Origin of the sequence: Streptomyces sp. RKAG290 (assembly GCF_023701695.1) — a bacterium.
In the GTDB taxonomy this organism is placed as follows: Bacteria; Actinomycetota; Actinomycetes; order Streptomycetales; family Streptomycetaceae; genus Streptomyces.
In genome coordinates this window covers 613,965-628,739 of sequence record NZ_JAJOZC010000001.1, presented here as the reverse complement: position 1 = coordinate 628,739, position 14,775 = coordinate 613,965, and the positions used below count along the sequence as shown (strand labels likewise).

The 14,775-nt window shown below is 70.8% G+C and carries 14 protein-coding genes and 1 pseudogene; 5 read left to right on the top strand and 10 right to left on the bottom strand.

The features are described 5' to 3' along the window. The first annotated feature begins 52 nt into the window (after positions 1 to 52). Complete coding sequence (hydA, locus tag LNW71_RS02670; RefSeq protein ID WP_250966735.1) at positions 53 to 1,453, top strand: dihydropyrimidinase; 1,401 nt, start codon at positions 53 to 55, stop codon at positions 1,451 to 1,453. A 122-nt stretch (positions 1,454 to 1,575) separates the two neighbouring features. On the opposite strand, the gene LNW71_RS02665 is transcribed toward hydA, so the two are convergent. The 3 genes and pseudogenes from LNW71_RS02665 to LNW71_RS02650 all read right to left on the bottom strand — a co-directional run. After that, the gene (locus LNW71_RS02665; RefSeq protein ID WP_250966734.1) at positions 1,576 to 2,220 is read right to left on the bottom strand and encodes a DUF305 domain-containing protein; all 645 of its coding nucleotides are present in this window, start codon (positions 2,218 to 2,220) and stop codon (positions 1,576 to 1,578) included. A gap of 26 nt (positions 2,221 to 2,246) precedes the next feature. Then, complete coding sequence (locus tag LNW71_RS02660) at positions 2,247 to 3,617, bottom strand: DUF1996 domain-containing protein (RefSeq protein WP_250966733.1); 1,371 nt, start codon at positions 3,615 to 3,617, stop codon at positions 2,247 to 2,249. Positions 3,618 to 4,013: 396 nt separating this feature from the next. Then, positions 4,014 to 4,241: pseudogene (locus LNW71_RS02650) on the bottom strand (discoidin domain-containing protein); the annotation flags it as partial. Between the two features lie 326 nt (positions 4,242 to 4,567). Here LNW71_RS02650 and LNW71_RS02645 point away from each other — a divergent pair. Next, positions 4,568 to 5,560, top strand: a complete 993-nt coding sequence (locus LNW71_RS02645; RefSeq protein ID WP_250966732.1) for a LacI family DNA-binding transcriptional regulator — start codon at positions 4,568 to 4,570, stop codon at positions 5,558 to 5,560. A gap of 5 nt (positions 5,561 to 5,565) precedes the next feature. Here the strand turns inward: LNW71_RS02645 and LNW71_RS02640 are convergent, their stop codons facing one another. From LNW71_RS02640 to LNW71_RS02620, 5 genes are all read right to left on the bottom strand, one after another. Further along, positions 5,566 to 6,051 (bottom strand): flavin reductase family protein, encoded by a 486-nt coding sequence (locus LNW71_RS02640; protein WP_250966731.1) that lies wholly within the window; start codon positions 6,049 to 6,051, stop codon positions 5,566 to 5,568. A 48-nt stretch (positions 6,052 to 6,099) separates the two neighbouring features. After that, on the bottom strand, positions 6,100 to 6,363 hold the full coding sequence (locus LNW71_RS02635) for a phosphopantetheine-binding protein (protein ID WP_250966730.1): 264 nt from the start codon (positions 6,361 to 6,363) through the stop codon (positions 6,100 to 6,102). Beyond that, complete coding sequence (locus LNW71_RS02630) at positions 6,360 to 8,318, bottom strand: HAD-IIIC family phosphatase (RefSeq protein WP_250966729.1); 1,959 nt, start codon at positions 8,316 to 8,318, stop codon at positions 6,360 to 6,362. Before LNW71_RS02630 ends, LNW71_RS02635 begins: the two co-directional genes overlap by 4 nt. Before the next feature lie 114 nt (positions 8,319 to 8,432). Continuing rightward, a complete protein-coding gene (locus tag LNW71_RS02625; RefSeq protein WP_250966728.1) occupies positions 8,433 to 9,236 on the bottom strand; it encodes an alpha/beta fold hydrolase in 804 nt (267 codons plus the stop codon). Between the two features lie 52 nt (positions 9,237 to 9,288). Further along, positions 9,289 to 10,062, bottom strand: a complete 774-nt coding sequence (locus LNW71_RS02620) for an AfsR/SARP family transcriptional regulator (protein ID WP_250966727.1) — start codon at positions 10,060 to 10,062, stop codon at positions 9,289 to 9,291. A gap of 177 nt (positions 10,063 to 10,239) precedes the next feature. Here LNW71_RS02620 and LNW71_RS36770 point away from each other — a divergent pair, with 177 nt between their 5' ends. Further along, positions 10,240 to 10,557 (top strand): DUF6059 family protein, encoded by a 318-nt coding sequence (locus tag LNW71_RS36770; protein ID WP_374119325.1) that lies wholly within the window; start codon positions 10,240 to 10,242, stop codon positions 10,555 to 10,557. 143 nt (positions 10,558 to 10,700) lie between these two features. On the opposite strand, the gene LNW71_RS02615 is transcribed toward LNW71_RS36770, so the two are convergent. Further along, the gene (locus LNW71_RS02615; RefSeq protein WP_250966726.1) at positions 10,701 to 11,777 is read right to left on the bottom strand and encodes an alpha/beta hydrolase; all 1,077 of its coding nucleotides are present in this window, start codon (positions 11,775 to 11,777) and stop codon (positions 10,701 to 10,703) included. Then, positions 11,774 to 12,610, bottom strand: coding sequence for a 2-oxo acid dehydrogenase subunit E2 (locus LNW71_RS02610; protein ID WP_250966725.1), 837 nt, complete (start codon positions 12,608 to 12,610; stop codon positions 11,774 to 11,776). The genes LNW71_RS02615 and LNW71_RS02610 overlap by 4 nt, the downstream gene beginning before the upstream one ends. 318 nt (positions 12,611 to 12,928) lie before the next feature. Here LNW71_RS02610 and LNW71_RS02605 point away from each other — a divergent pair, with 318 nt between their 5' ends. Both LNW71_RS02605 and LNW71_RS02600 read left to right on the top strand, forming a co-directional pair. Further along, the gene (locus tag LNW71_RS02605; RefSeq protein WP_250966724.1) at positions 12,929 to 14,326 is read left to right on the top strand and encodes an AAA family ATPase; all 1,398 of its coding nucleotides are present in this window, start codon (positions 12,929 to 12,931) and stop codon (positions 14,324 to 14,326) included. A 14-nt stretch (positions 14,327 to 14,340) separates the two neighbouring features. Beyond that, positions 14,341 to 14,673, top strand: a complete 333-nt coding sequence (locus LNW71_RS02600; protein WP_250966723.1) for a helix-turn-helix transcriptional regulator — start codon at positions 14,341 to 14,343, stop codon at positions 14,671 to 14,673. Positions 14,674 to 14,775 lie beyond the last annotated feature (102 nt).

Sequence of the window (14,775 nt, the reverse complement as noted above, 5' to 3'; positions counted from 1 at the left end):
ACGCACCCTGCCCACGTGCGTCGACCCATTCCGCCACAGTGAGGAGGGGTACATGAGCCGCACCGTCATCCACGGCGGCCTCGTCGTCACCGCGTCCGACGAGATCCACGCCGACGTACTCGTCGAGGACGGCCGTGTCGCCGCGCTTGCCGCGCACGGCACCGACGCCGCGGCGAGCTGGACCGCCGAACGGACCATCGACGCCACCGGTAAGTACGTCATCCCGGGCGGCGTCGACGGGCACACCCACATGGAGATGCCGTTCGGCGGCACGTTCGCCTCCGACACCTTCGAGACCGGCACCCGGGCCGCGGCCTGGGGTGGCACCACGACCATCATCGACTTCGCCATCCAGTCCAAGGGCGGCTCGCTCGCCGAAGGCCTCGACGCCTGGCACGAGAAGTCGGACGGAAAGTGCGCGATCGACTACGCGTTCCACATGATCATGTCCGATGTGAACGCGTCCTCGCTCAAGGAGATGGACCGGCTCGTCTCGGCGGGCGTCACCTCGTTCAAGCTCTTCACGGCGTACCCCGGGGTGTTCCTCTCCGACGACGGCCAGATCCTCCGCGCCATGCAGCGGGCCGCCTCGAACGGCGGCCTGGTGATGACGCACGCCGAGAACGGGCTCGCCATCGACGTGCTCGTGGAACAGGCGCTGGAGCGCGGTGAGCGGGACCCGCGCTACCACGGTGAAGTACGAAAGGCGCTGCTCGAAGCCGAGGCGACGCACCGGGTGATCAAGCTGAGCCAGGTCGCGGGGGCCCCGCTCTACGTGGTGCACGTATCGGCGCAGGAGGCCGTCGCCGAACTCGCGCGAGCCCGGGACGAGGGCCATCCCGTATTCGGCGAGACCTGTCCGCAGTACCTCTTCCTGTCGACCGACAACCTGGCGGAGCCCGAGTTCGAGGGCGCCAAGTACGTCTGCTCCACCCCGCTGCGCCCGAAGGAGCACCAGGCGGCGTTGTGGCGCGGGCTGCGGACGAACGACCTGCAGGTCGTCTCCACGGACCACTGCCCGTTCTGCTTCAAGGGCCAGAAGGAGATGGGCCGGGGCGACTTCTCGAAGATCCCGAACGGCATGCCGGGCGTCGAGAACCGGATGGACCTGCTGCACCAGGCCGTCGTCGACGGACACATCAGCCGCCGACGCTGGATCGAGATCGCCTGCGCCGCGCCGGCCCGGATGTTCGGCCTGTATCCGAAGAAGGGCACGATCGCACCGGGCGCCGACGCCGACATCGTCATCTACGACCCGCACGCCGAGCAGGTCATCTCCGCCGAGACGCATCACATGAACGTCGACTACTCGGCCTACGAGGGCAAGCACGTGACGGGTCGGGTGGAGACCGTGCTGTCCCGCGGTGTCCCGGTGATCGAGAACCGTGCGTACGTGGGCCACGCGGGGCACGGGGCCTACCTGCCGCGGGGGCTCTGCCAGTACACGAACTAGGGTCCTCCGTCCGGCCCAGGCCGGATCAGCGCAGGGGGGCACGTTGCCGGCATCGAACGCGGACTGCCGCACGCGGATGGCCGCATACAAGGCGAATCCACACCGGGCCCACCCGGACCACGTCAGCCACGATTCTGGATCTTCGGAGCGGGCGGCCCGGCCCTCTGCACCCCGCGGGTTCGCGAGGCGACAGAGGTCCTGGCCGCGCTCGGGCCCGGACCGGGCGCCACTGTGGTCTCGTCGCCCGACGGTGCAGGCTGTGCTGCTCGCAACTGGTCCAGCCGGGAGGTCTGCTCGGCCGTGCTCCTCGCGATGGCTGCGGCCAGGTCCGTCGCCTCGTCGGCCTGGCCCTGGGTCTGCTCGCCGGCGCAGAGCAACCGGGACTGCGTGAAGCCGGCGCGCAGCGCGTCGGTGAGGATCCGGTCGAACGCCTGGCCGTTCGTGGCTGCCGCCTTCTCCAGGGTGCCGAGGCTTACCATGCCCGGCATGTTGTGCCCCTCGTGGGGGTGGGTATCGGGGACGCCTGAGAGACGCAGCACCGCGCGCAGTCGGCGCAGGTCTCCGCGCAGTGCCGATCCGGTCTTCGCCGCCAGCTCGGCCAGGCCCGGGTCCGCCGTGCGGGAAGGAGCCAGATCGGTCAGGAGCTGCGCACGCTCGGCCATGGGGATCATCAACAGGATCCAAGCGGTGTCGGTGGCGTTGAAGGCCGGTCGCGGTGACGAGCCGGCTGTCGGCTGCGCGGAGCAGCCGACAGCCAGCAGCGCCATGGCCACGGCGCATACCGACCACAGGGTCAGAACGTGCCGGCGGAGCTGCACTTGGCCTTCTGGTTGATGCAGTCCTTCACGCGGTGTCCGAGCGCGGCGTTGTCCCAGGCGTTGAAGAAATCACCGTGGATGGACGATGCCATGCCCGAGGCCAGCTGGAAGCCTTCCGCGCTGCCGCTGGTCGGGTAACTGGTGACGAAAGAGAGGTTGGGGATGGCGACGGGGTAGGCGCCGCTGCATTTGCCGTCGTAGGTGAACGCCACGTGGGACTTGTGGTCGGGACTGTCGAGATTCTTGCCGTCCCAGCAGTCGGGGAAGACGAGCTGGTGGGTGAGGTGGGCCTTCGGGGCGCAGAGCGGCCAGTTGCCGTCGGCGCTGCGGCCGATCTCGCCGCCCTCGCCGGCGCACCAGAACTGGCCGGGCGATCCCGCCGGAGTGGGCGTCTGCGTCTTGGCGCTACCAGCGATCATGCGGAACCCCTGCGGGAAGGGCACGGTCACTGACGGGTCGGGGAGCCGGGAACCGTAGTAGACGATCATGCCCTCGGGTTCTACGGCCGTGTTGTGCTCGTAGAGGGTGGGGATCCAGTACGCCGAGAGGTCGTTGGCAGGGGTGCAACTGGTCGGCGTGCTGGCCAGCAGTGACTGGGTCGTGGAGAACGCGTCGGTGCTCTTGTTGCCGAAGAAGCTGTGCATGTGGGACGCGCCGGGGAGGCCCGGCAGGACGATGGGGTCGTCCGGCTTGGAGTGACTGTAGGTGCAGGTTGCGTTGAACTCCGGAACCCGGACCACACCGGCGGGCACCGCGGCCGGCGTCATCGCACGGAACTCCGCCAGCTGAGCGTTCCACTTGGCCTGGTCGATGGGAACCCATCCAGCTGCTGCGGCATCCCCCGCGCCGACGAAGGAGAACCAGTTGATGTTGACGAAGTCGTTGGGTGTCGTGCTGCGCAGCACGGCGAACACCGTTTGTGAACCGGTGGGGTGGGTGGTGACTTCGGTGGTCCGGGTCGCCCAGTTCTGCCAACCGCCGGTCTGGGAGACCGGTATGACGGCGAGCAGCGGTCCGGTCAGGTCGGCCGTGCGTAACTCCACCGTGCCTGTGCCGGCGGCGGAAGCGATCCGGGCCGACACCGTCAGCCGGCCGGCCCCGTCGAGGTCGACGTTGTCGAACCGCATCCAGTCGCCGTCGGAGAGGAACGCGGCGTTCTGCCCGCCTCCGGTGTCCGCGGTCCCCTCCAACGTGACACCCGACTGGGCGCTGTTGGACTCGGCCTGGACGGTGACCGACGCGGCCTGCGCCTGCTGGGCCGAGACGGTCAGGCCCAGAGCAGCGGCCAGCACGACCACCAGAGCGTTCACCAGCAGTGTGTACAGAGGGACGGGATATCTGCGCATGTGACTTCCTCACGAGCGTAGGGGGTGAAGGGCCGGCTTCTTGCCGGAGCACAGCGAGGGGAGAGCAGGAGCCGGACGGTTGCGCGTACCGGCGGCGTGAGTCCGGTGTCCCCGCCCGCCCCGAAGGGCGGGCGGAGCGGCCAGGGAGCTTTGCGAATGCCGGTCGGCCGGAGGGGCGGGAGGCTACTGGTAGACCCGGACGTAGTCGGCGAGCCGCTTGGCGGGGAAGGGGGTGCCCGCGTCCGTCGGGCCCGGCCAGTCCCCTCCGACCGCCAGGTTCCCGCCGGGACCGATCGGCCTCGAGGCAAGTGCCGGGATCAGCCGGGTCGTCCTCAACCGGGAAGCCCCGTACACCGCTCCGCGTCGCTCGATACCTCGATCCTGAACGCCGTGCCGCTGAATCCATTGCGGGTGGGCGAAGGCGCTGGACCAGCGCGTCCCCGGATCGCCGTCGACGGCGCTACGAGCGCTGAAGTCTCCCTCGGTACTCGAGGAGGTGGCGGGCTTTCCCTGAGAGAGCAGCACCTCCGCCGCCTGCGCGGAAGGGGCAGGGAGAGCGAGGAAAGCGAGCAGTGCGGCCGCGAGGGCCACAAATAAGCTGACGCGACGCAGGGGCGCTTGCATGGGCGACTCCTCAAGTGGGGGAGTCAGGGAGCGCTCCCTGAAAGGGAGGATGGAGGGGCCGACGAAGGCTGTCAAGGGCTCCTTCACCTTGGAAAAACAGCGATGTAACACCTGCGACTTATGCAGGGAGCGGTCTCTCATGACCTAAGCGGCGCACCGAAAGCCACGGGGGTGGCGCTGAAGGAGACGGGGCTCCGGTCATGCTCATGTCGCTCCGGCCTGCGGATACGCTGCTCGCATCGCCATGACGCTGAGCCGGAGGTCGCCCCGATGAGAAAACCCGCCCCGCGCACGAACCCGGGCGGCGGCACAGGGGACGGACAGGTATGAAACGCCCCACTCTCGACGTGGTCGCCGCCCGAGCGGGCGTGTCCAAATCGAGCGTCTCCCGGGTCATCAACGGCGAGACGACGGTCGCCCCGCAGATCCGAGACGTCGTCATGCGCGCCGTGAACGAACTGGGCTACGTGCCCAACGGCGCGGCACGCAATCTCGTCACCCGCCGCACAGACACCCTCGCCGTGGTGGTATCCGACCCGCCTCAAGGAGTCGTCTCCGACGACCCCCTCTTCTCCGCCGTGGTCCGCGCCGTCAGCAGAGAGCTCGAGACGGCGGGTAAACGACTCGTGCTCATGCTCGCGGAATCGGACCGGAGCCGGACCAGAGTCGTGCAGTACATCGCCGGCGGGCACGTGGACGGCGTGCTCCTGGTCGCCTTGCACGGGACGGATCCGCTGCCGGCCGCACTGGCCCGGCAGGGCCTGCCTGTTGTGTCCTTCAACCGCACCTCCGCACAGGACGTCCCGTACGTGGCGCTGGACAACGCCGGCGGAGCGGCGCTGGCCGTGCGTCATCTCCTGGAGCGCGGCCGGCGCCGGATCGCCACCATCACCGGCCCGCTCGAACTGTACGAAGCGCGTGAGCGTCTCGATGGCTACCGTCAGACGCTGCGTGACACCGGCCGCCGCTCCATCGTGGCACTGGGCGACTTCACCAGAGCCTCCGGCGCCGAGGCCATGCGGCAGCTCCTGGAGGACGATCCCGACCTCGATGCGGTGTTCGCAGCCAACGACCTGATGGCGATCGGAGCCCTGCGCACCCTCCATCATGCGGGCCGGCGTGTCCCCGAAGACGTGGCGGTCGTCGGTTTCGACGACATAGAAGCCGCGTCCTACACCAGTCCCGCGCTCTCCTCGGTGCGCAGCCCGATGGCCGACCAGGCGACCGCCGCCGTCCACCTGCTCCTGGGCCTGGTCGACGGCGGCCCCACCGGGCCGGTGATCATGCCGAATGAACTCGTCGTGCGCGAGTCGACCTGATCTCCTTACGTGCGGAGTTCGCTGTAGCTGCCGCGGTAGTAGACCAGGGGTCCGGCGGTCGTCAGGTCGGATGCCAGATGGTCGACGTGGGCCACGACGATGTCGTGGTCGCCCGCTGCGTGCTCCGCGGTGAGCGAGCACTCCAGCCAGGCGAGCGCACCGTCGAGCACCGGCAGGGCGGAGGGGGACGGGGACCAGGAGAGGTGGCGGAACTTGTCGCCCCCGCGGGCCGAGAGGTGTCGTGAGACGTCCTGCTGGTGCTCGCTCAGGATGTTGATGCAGATCCGACCCGTTCCGCGTAGCCGCGGCCACGTGACACTGGTCCGGGCCGCGCAGAACGAGACCAGGGGTGGCTGGAGGGAGACCGAGGTGAACGAGTTGACGGCGAGGCCGGTCGGCTCGTTCAGCTCGGTGAGCCCCGTGACCGCGACCACCCCGGTGGTGAAGCGGCCCAGTGTGCGGCGGAAGGCGTCCGTATCGGTTTTGACCAAACGAGTTGACGTCACGGGACCAGCCTGGCGTCCGTGGCTAAAACGGTTCTAACGTTCGGTCTCCGTGACTGCCCCGGCCGGTCGGGCGCCGGTCGTGGCGAGGCGGTGGATCTCGCCCAGGGTGGGGGCGTCGAGGAAGTCCGGCAGGGAGAGGCGGTTCCCGGTCCGCTGCTCCAGGGTGGTCACCAGCCAGAGCAGATGGACCGAGTCCCAGCCCGGAATCTGTTCGAGCCGCAGGGCCGCGTCCCCCGGGCCGATCGGCAGGCCCAGTTCGTCGCGCAGCAGGTCGAGCAGGTCGTCGATGGTGGTCACAGCTTTCCTCTCACGGATGTCGCGCCCGGTGCGGGCGACGGCGGCACCAGGTCGGTGCTGAGGCCGATGTGCGGGGGCGCCTGCGGCGCGCTGCCGTCGTCGGCGAAGGAGTAGCGGAACGCGGCTCCGCCGTCGCCGGCCGGGCCGGTGGCCGTGAAGCCGTTGCGCGGGAAGAAGTCGCGGACGTGATGGTTCTTGGCGGTGGGGAGGTATGCGGCCCGTACTGTCGGGAGGTCCTCGGACTCCGCGTACCGAAGGACGGTGGACAGCACGGCCTGTTCTATGCCGCGGGAGAAGACCCGGCAGCTGAGCACGAAGTTGTCGATGGCCAGGACCTCCCCGCCGCCGGGACCCGCGGTGCCGCTGTCTTCGCGGCGCAGGAACACCGCGCCGACCAGCCCGTTGTCGCCGAACCTGTCGGCGGCACGGACCGTCAGCACCTCCGCCCCCGGTTCCTCGATCAGCGCCGTGACCTGGGCGGTCTGCAGCCGCTGCGTGGTGAGATTGAACTGATTGGTGCGCAGCGTCAGTTGGGATACCCGGTTCACGTCGGCCGCACCGGCACGCTGGACCTGCACCTTGACGTCGAGTTCGTCGAGGTAGTCGTCCAGGGAGGTGAACTCCTGAAGGAAGTCGCTTCGGGCCAGCTCCTCCCGGTACCGGGTCGCGCGGACCCGGTCCTCGGTCGTCGCTTCGGTGATGTCGAACCAGCCGTCCTGGAGCAGCCGGACGGTGTGCAGCGCGGGCTCGTCGTCGAGGTCGACGAGGGCCACTTCGGGCAGCTGGTGGCGGACCAGCCCCCGCTCGAAGTCGCTGTCGTCGGCGAAGACGAAACTGTCGGTGCCCAGGCCGAGTTCGGCGGCCAGCGCGGTGAGGTTGTCGTGCTTGGGCTGCCAGTTCGCTGTCACCCGGACGAAGTCGTCCTCGCGCAGTGTCTGTTCGGGATGCTCACGCAGCACCTTCGTGACCGGCTCCGGGTCGTTCTTGCTGACGGCGGCCAGCAGGACCCCTTGCGACGCGAGCTGTTTGACGGTCCGCTGGAACTCGCGGAACGCCGCCCCCCGGCGACCGCCGGCCACCTCGATGCCATCGGGTCCGTCCTCGCCGAGGATTCCTCCCCACACGGTGTTGTCGAGGTCCAGGACCAGCACCTTGCGGGTACGGCCGGCGAGATGACGGGCGAGATGTCCGGCCTCCCTGGCGTACGCGGCGAGCAGGTCGGACGAGAGCTGGGCACCGGTGTAGGCCGCGAAGCGGGGTTCCTGGGCAGCGATGCCCTCGGCCAGCAGCGGGTCGAGATCCAGCACCACGAGGCAGGGGTGGGACTCGGGCAGCCGCAGAAGCGCCGCGTTGGCCTCGCGCCACACCGCCGCCAGCCGGTTGCGCGACCGGTGATCGACCAGCTGGGCCTGGTATTTGCGCAGCAGCGGCAGGGTGTTGAGGACGAGTGTGCCGCGCGCCGTGGCGGCGAACCGGGCGACGAGCCCCCGCAGTAGGGCGAGCTTCTCCGCGAAGACCCGCTCCACGTCGTCCGGTCCCCACGGCAGCGGCAGTTCGTCGAAGACGACGGCCGGGTCCAGCACGCAGAGCACCAGGTCGGGATCGGCGGCGTAGAGGGGGCTCGTCGGGTCGGACAGCGCGAACACGTAACCGTCGAAGTCGGTCAGGTGCGGCCGCATCAGCAGCCCGTGCCTGGCCAGTTGAGCGGTGAGCGCGGGCACGAGCGGATTGAGCGTGCCGTGCCCGGTGACCGCGACGGTGAGCGCCGGGGTGGTGGGATGACGGCGCAGAACCTCGTCCGGGTCGAGCCGGGCCAGCAGCTGTCCCGCGCGGTTCAGCGCGGCGTCGTCCGCGTGGGCCAGCAGCCGGTGCACGCGCGGGTATGCGGCGGCGAGTTCGCCGCCGTGGTGCAGTCCGGCGAGCTCGTCGACGGGGCCGGGGGCCGATGGGGACACGTCTCCTCACTTCCTGTGCTCGCGGCCCGACGGCCCTGGTCGGCGGCCGGGTCGATGCGCCGGCCGGGCGGGTGCGGCCGGCCGGCGGGCGTGGGGGCAGTCTGTTGCGTGGAGCTAAAGGCGTGCTGACCGCGGGCTCAGCCGCGAGCCCAGCTCCTCGCTCAGGTGGGCCACCACCTCGGCCTGGTGCTCGGCCAGATAGAAGTGGCCGCCGGGGAACACCCGCAGCGAGAAGTCCCCGGTGGTGTGCGCCGACCAGCCGCGCGCCTCGGCCACGCTGGTCCACGGGTCGTCGGCGCCGGTGAGCGACAGCACCGGCGCGTCGACCGTGGTGCCGGGCGCACTCCGGTGTGTCTCCACCGCGCGGAGGTCCGCCCTGACCACCGGCAGGATCATCTCCCGTACGTCCGGGTCCTCCAGCAGCCTCGGGTCGGTGCCGCTGAGGTCCTGGAGGTGCGCCACGACGGCGTCGTCGTCGAGGTGGTGCACCGGGCCGCCGGACGTGGCGGGCAGGGACGGGGCGCGGCGGCCCGAGACGGCCAGCAGCGAGGGGCCGTCGCCCCGTGCCTCCAGGCGCCGGGTGACCTCGAAGGCGAGCGCCGCCCCCATGCTGTGGCCGAAGAGGGCGAACGGGCGGCCCTCGACGGCGTCACGCACAGCGGGCAGGGCGAGATCGGCGAGCTCCTGGAGATCGTGGACCAGGGGTTCCGCGTGCCGGTCCTGACGGCCCGGGTACTGCACCGCCAGCACGTCGATGTCGGGGCCGAAGGCGGACGCCCAGGGGTGGTAGGCCGTGGCGGATCCGCCCGCGTGCGGAAAGCAGACGAGCCGCAGCGCGGCGTCCGGGCGCGGCCGGTAGCCGCGTATCCAGTCGCCGGAGGTGAGCGCGGGCCGTGCCGTGTTCGTACGGGAAGGCATGGTCAGTCCTCGGAGTCGTCGGTGCGGGAACGGGAGCGGGAATCCGTGTCGCTCACGCGGCGCTCGGGACGTCCAGCCGCCGGTCGGCCTGGAGGATGGCCCGGTGCAGGTCGCGGAGCGAGCGGCAGGGCTCGATGCCCAGTTCCTCGTTGATGGTGCGTCGCGCGGAGCGGTAGACGTGCAGTGCCTCCGCCTGGCGCTCGGACCGGTAGAGCGCCATCATCAGCTGGCGGTGGAACGCCTCGTGCAGCGGATGGCTGCCGACGAGCGTGTGGAGCGGGCCGATCAGCTCGCGGTGGCGCCCCAGCGACAGGGCGGAGTCGATGCGCAGCTCCGCGCACTCCAGGCGGGCCTCCTCGGCCCACGTGACGAAGGTGTCCACGATCGGTCCGGCGCGCAGATCCCCGAGCGCCGGACCACGCCACAGGCCGAGCGCCGTCTCGAAGATGTCCAGCGCCTCCTGGTGCCGGTCCTCCCGGGCCAGCACCCGGCCCCGCCGGATGAGCCGCTGGAACTCGTCGACGTCGAGCCGGCCCTCGTCACCGAGCCCGATCAGATAGCCGGGTGAGCGGGTGACGATCGGGCTCGGCCCGGGACCGCCGGCGGTCAGCAGCTTGCGGAGCTGGGAGATGTAGACGTGGATCGCGGCCAGGTACCGGCGGGGAGGGCGTTCTCCCCAGATCTCGTTGGCGAGCTGAGCGGTGGAGACGACTTCACCCGCGCGGATGAGCAGCGCCGCGAGCGCCACCTCCATGTTGCGGGCGTTCACCGCCACGTCGGTTCTCGCCGCGCGTATGCGCAGTGTCCCCAGAATCTCGTACCTCATGCTGTGCCCCCTGTTCGTCTGTTCGACAGGCACAGGTTTGCCGAGACGGTGCCGTCCGCACATCAGAGAAACTACGTAGACCACCTATTGAGACTTCAGCCCTGCTTCAGTCCGGGCCCGCACGATGACGAGCCGCGGTCGCGGGTATCGGGAGTGGAGTGGGAAAGGGGCACGTCGATGGGACGGAAGACCTGGTGGCGGCGGGGAGGGGCGTGGTTCGCCCGGTTGATACCGGACGTGAGCGCGCTCGCCGCGGCTGCCTGGGCCTATGGCGCCTACATCGGCGTGGCGCCGGGAGTGCTGCCCGACGCGCCCGGCCGCGACGGGGAGGACCACGTACACCGGGACGGAACGGCTGCCCGGGGAGAGAGGTGCGGCCCGCCCCCAGGGCATCCCGAGCGGCTGCGGCCCGACCTTCTCCCGACCGCGTCGGAGCGCGAACTATGGCAGGGAATAGGTGAGTTGATGCCTAGCGCCGACTGGAAGGACAGCTGAGGAAGCCGGGCAGCCAGACAGGCAGCCATACGGTCAGGCGGCCGGACAGTCATACAGCCTTACGGCCGCCGGGTCCTCCTGCCCGGGGCAGGCCGGGCTCGCGCGCCCAGGTGTGCGAGCCGGCCCGATCCGGACGAAAGACCTCAGGCCGCGGCCCGTTCCGCGGCCGCGAGCTGCTCCTCCAGTGCCCGCACCGTGGCATCCGCCCCGCCCCGCATCCGCAGCACGGACAGCAGCGTGAACAGCCGGGTCTCCGGGAAGTGGCCCGGGGAACCGTGCACGTCGTCGTGTTCGCGGACGGTGAGCGAGGCGACGGTGCGGCGCAGCAGTTCGCTGTCCGCGGGCGGGATGATCTCGTCCCGCAGGCTGGTGACATGGGCCACGGGGATGTCCAGGGAGCCCAGTTCGGCCTCGGTCAGCTCCCAGCCCCGCAGTGCGTCGAAGACCTTGCCGGGCTCGGTGTGGCTGAGATGGGCGAGCGTGTCCACGGTCACGCGCGGCACCCGGGACTGCCAGTCGGCGTCCGTGAAGAAGTCGTGCACCGGCAGCCCGGCACCCACCACGCCCCGGATGCGCCGATCGGTCAGTGCGGCCCGCAGCGCGAGGTGGCCACTGAAGCTCAGCGCCAGGGCATACGTGCGTGAGGTGTCGGCGCGGCCCTCGACGGCGTCGAGCACGTGCGAGAACAGTGCGTGGCTGCCCGGACCGTAGCGCAGCGGGTTCTCGTTGACGCCCGGCATCTCCACGACGACGCCGGCCAGCCCGAACGTGTCCAGTTCCAGCAGCACGGGCGCCCACTGTTCCTTGGTGCTGATGATGCCGCCGCTGAGCAGCAGGAGAGGCTTGGGCTCCGGGGCGTCCAGGCCGGTGGACCAGGCCCGTACGTTGCCCTCCGGGGTGGGAATGTCCAGGCGGGCTAGTGCCGGGAAGCCGCTCGCCCACTGGGCGAACAGCTCGGCGGCCCGCTCCTGGGCATGCCGGCGGGCGACGCCGTCGGGGAACGGGAACCGGGCCAGGGTGTGGAAGCGAACAGCCTCCAACAGCTTGCCCTCAGAGGCGAGTTGCTCTGCGGCCTGGCTCCACTCGTGCGCCCAGGAACCCGGCGTGCCGTCCTCGTCGGAGTGGATGGAGTCCAGCAGCTGCCGCAACCGGTCCTTGGCCACCCCCTGGGAGTGGGCCTGCGCCACGGCGTACTGCTTCAGCTCGTCGAGGTCGTTCATTCGGGTGCCGGGACGGCCTCGGCCGCGGGACGGCCGGGAGCCGCCCCGTCCTCCTCTCCTTCGGTGTGGGCCGGCCAGTCCTGGAGGACCTGCCGGATTTCGGTGAGCACATCCGCCGCTTCGGCACCGTCGATCACCCGGTGGTCGAAGGACAGGCTCAGTCGGAGCACGGGCGCCACGGCGAGCGAACCGTCGCGCACCACGGGCCGGTCGGTGACTCGCCCCACGCCGAGGGTGAGCGTGGTGCCGCCGACGGAGTGGAATCCGTCGACCGCCCGGTGGCCGAGCGAGGTCACGGCGAACGTGCCGGTGATCCGCGGCCGCAGCTCCAGTGCCCGGGCGGCCTTGCGGAACAGGGCGCGCCCACGCCGCCACGGCAGCGTGTGCAGCTCCCGCAGCCGGGCCAGCTCCGGCAGGTCCGCGGGATCGGTGTCCCTGATCCGGTCGAGGATCCGCTGCACCGCGTCCAGGCCACCGGTGTGCGGCTCGGGCACCACCGTGGCGAGCACCAGCCGGGTGCCGTCGATCTCCTTGTCCAGCGTCACCTTCCCGGCGATCTCCTCGAACCGTGCGACACGTGGCCGCCGCCCGCCCTGGAAGGCCGCGTTGGCCTCGGGGTGCGTGGCGAGCACCTGGGCCGCGGCGACGAGGACGTACGAGACGACGGAATACCGCACTCCGGCGCGGCGAGCGGCGTCCCGGTGCTCCTGGACACGCGTGGTGTCGATCTCCGTATCGAGGAAGACGGGAGCGAAGTCCTTGATCTCCTCAAGGAAGAACAGGGTGTGGCGGCGCTCCCGCGCCGGCTCGTCTATCCGGATTCCGCCGACCATGGCACACCCCTCTGGTTCTCCTCAGCCGGTCCTCCTGGGCCGCGGACGCCAGCGTGCTTGCCGCCCCTACCGCTCGGCTAAAGCGCACCTGAAACACCGGCACACCCCTACCTCTGACGTGTCATTGCGCGCACGATGGCAAATTAAGTGTTCATTTCAGACTCGGGGATGACCGAAATGCGGGACTACAGTCACGACGCAACGCGAAGGGAAGTGTGTGAGCCGCCGAGCGGAAGGGACGTCCGGACCGTGGTCGTCATAGCGTCACCGTCAGCACCGGATCCCTGCACAGTCCTCAGCGTCCCGGCGGACCCTGCCGTGGCGGCCCGCGCCACCGGCGGCTCACTCACCGACGCGATCGCCGCTCTGCTTCGTCCGGAGGAGGAGAGGTTCCTGGAGGCCGCGCTCGGAGCGGTCGAGAGCCGGCGCAGCGTCGTGGAGCTGATCGGTGAACCGGGTTCCGGCAAGACCCGGCTCCTCGGCGCGTTCTGCGAACTCGCCGCGGAGCGCGGCTGGGCCGTGCTACGGAGCAGCGGCGGCGTGGACGGCGAACCGGGCGTCCGGTGCCAGATGTTCGTCGAGGCGCTGCGCAGCCGGCTTGCCGACCGCACCGCCGAGGAGAACCGCGAGCCCGTCGCCCAGCTGATGCGCAACCTCGCCACCGGGCCCTTCCCCGCCACCGGCGGCGCCAGTTCGCTGGAGGACGGACGCTGCCAGACCTTCTCCGCCATGTCCGGAATGCTGAGCGACTGGGCAGGCGCGAGAGGCGGCCTCGTCATCGTCCTCGACGACGTACACGCCGCGGACCAGGGCTCGTTGGAGCTGCTGGAGTACCTCGTGCGCTGGCCGACCGAGCAGCCCATCGCCCTGGTCATCGCACACCGCCCCGCCCAGTCCCCGGCCGGCCTGCGGGCGTTGCTCGCCGAAGGCGCCGACTACGGTACGAGCGTGAGCGTGGAGCTCGGCCCGCTGAACCTCGCCCAGGCGGCCCGCCTCACCGGGCACCCGGCCGGCTCGGACGCCCTGCGCATCCTGCACCACATGTCCGACGGCGTGCCGCTCTACCTGCTGACCCTGGACCGCTGGCGTTCGGAGCACGTCGGCCGCTTCAGCGGTGACGGCTGGCTCACGGAGGGATCGGCGCTGCCCGTCGCGTTCACCGCACGGATACGCGGGGAGCTGGCATCGCTGGACGCCGAGGAACGCGCCGTAGCCCTGGCGGCCGTGATGCTCGGCACCACCTTCGACCTGGGCGGTGTCAGCATCGCGTCCGGACTGCCGGAGCGGACGGTCTGCCGGGTGCTCGAACAGCTGCGCCGCCCCGACCTGATCCGGGACGCCCCCAACGGGGATTCCACTTCCGCCACCCCCTGCTGCGGCGCGTCGTGTACGAGGAATCCGACGCCTGCGGGCGTCTCGGCGCACACCGGCGCGCCCTGGCCGTGCTCGTCGCCCGCGGCGCACCCGCGGGCGTGCTCGCCCTGCACATCGAGCGCTCCGTGCCGGGCAGCGCCAGCGGCGACCTGGACATCCTGCTGGCGGCGGCACGCGAGTCGCTCCGCGCGGGCGACCTGGGCACCGCTGCCGACCGGCTCGACACGAGCATTCGGCTGCTCACGGTGGAAGCGAGGGACGAAGCCTCGGCCCCGTACCGGAGCGAGCCCGCCGACCGGGCCAGACGCGCGGCCGAACTCCTGCTCCTCACGGAGGACCTGACCGCCCGTACCGGGGTGCGCGGGCAGCGCGACCAGGCCACGGAGCTCGTGCACCGGCTGGTTCCCGGATCGCCACCGCGCAACCGGGCCGTGGCCGCCCCGCCCGCTGTCCGCGGCCCGGCCGAACCTCCCGCCGCCGCGCTCACCGAACGCGAGCGGCAGGTCGCGGAGATCGCCGCCACCGGAAAACGGACCCGCGAGATCGCCGCGGAACTCACGCTCAGCCCGCGCACCGTGGACGTCCACCTGAGCCGCATCTACCGCAAGCTGGGCGTCGGTTCACGGGCCGCCCTCGCTCGCCTCGTGGCGGAGACGGGGCTCGGCCGGCCCGGCGGCCAGGCCGGGTGAACAGCCGCCTTTCAGGGCCGGTTTAGCACTGCTTCCGACGATGGGGTGGGGCCGTGAGGCCCCACGCGGGCGTGTCACCACGTCCCGCACCCACGACGAGGG

Coding starts and splice junctions, on each gene's coding strand:
- hydA (WP_250966735.1), top strand. CDS start 53: ATGAGCCGCACCGTCATCCACGGCGGCCTCGTCGTCACCGCGTCCGAC.
- LNW71_RS02665 (WP_250966734.1), bottom strand. CDS start 2,220: ATGGCGCTGCTGGCTGTCGGCTGCTCCGCGCAGCCGACAGCCGGCTCG.
- LNW71_RS02660 (WP_250966733.1), bottom strand. CDS start 3,617: ATGCGCAGATATCCCGTCCCTCTGTACACACTGCTGGTGAACGCTCTG.
- LNW71_RS02645 (WP_250966732.1), top strand. CDS start 4,568: ATGAAACGCCCCACTCTCGACGTGGTCGCCGCCCGAGCGGGCGTGTCC.
- LNW71_RS02625 (WP_250966728.1), bottom strand. CDS start 9,236: ATGCCTTCCCGTACGAACACGGCACGGCCCGCGCTCACCTCCGGCGAC.
- LNW71_RS02620 (WP_250966727.1), bottom strand. CDS start 10,062: ATGAGGTACGAGATTCTGGGGACACTGCGCATACGCGCGGCGAGAACC.
- LNW71_RS36770 (WP_374119325.1), top strand. CDS start 10,240: ATGGGACGGAAGACCTGGTGGCGGCGGGGAGGGGCGTGGTTCGCCCGG.
- LNW71_RS02615 (WP_250966726.1), bottom strand. CDS start 11,777: ATGAACGACCTCGACGAGCTGAAGCAGTACGCCGTGGCGCAGGCCCAC.
- LNW71_RS02610 (WP_250966725.1), bottom strand. CDS start 12,610: ATGGTCGGCGGAATCCGGATAGACGAGCCGGCGCGGGAGCGCCGCCAC.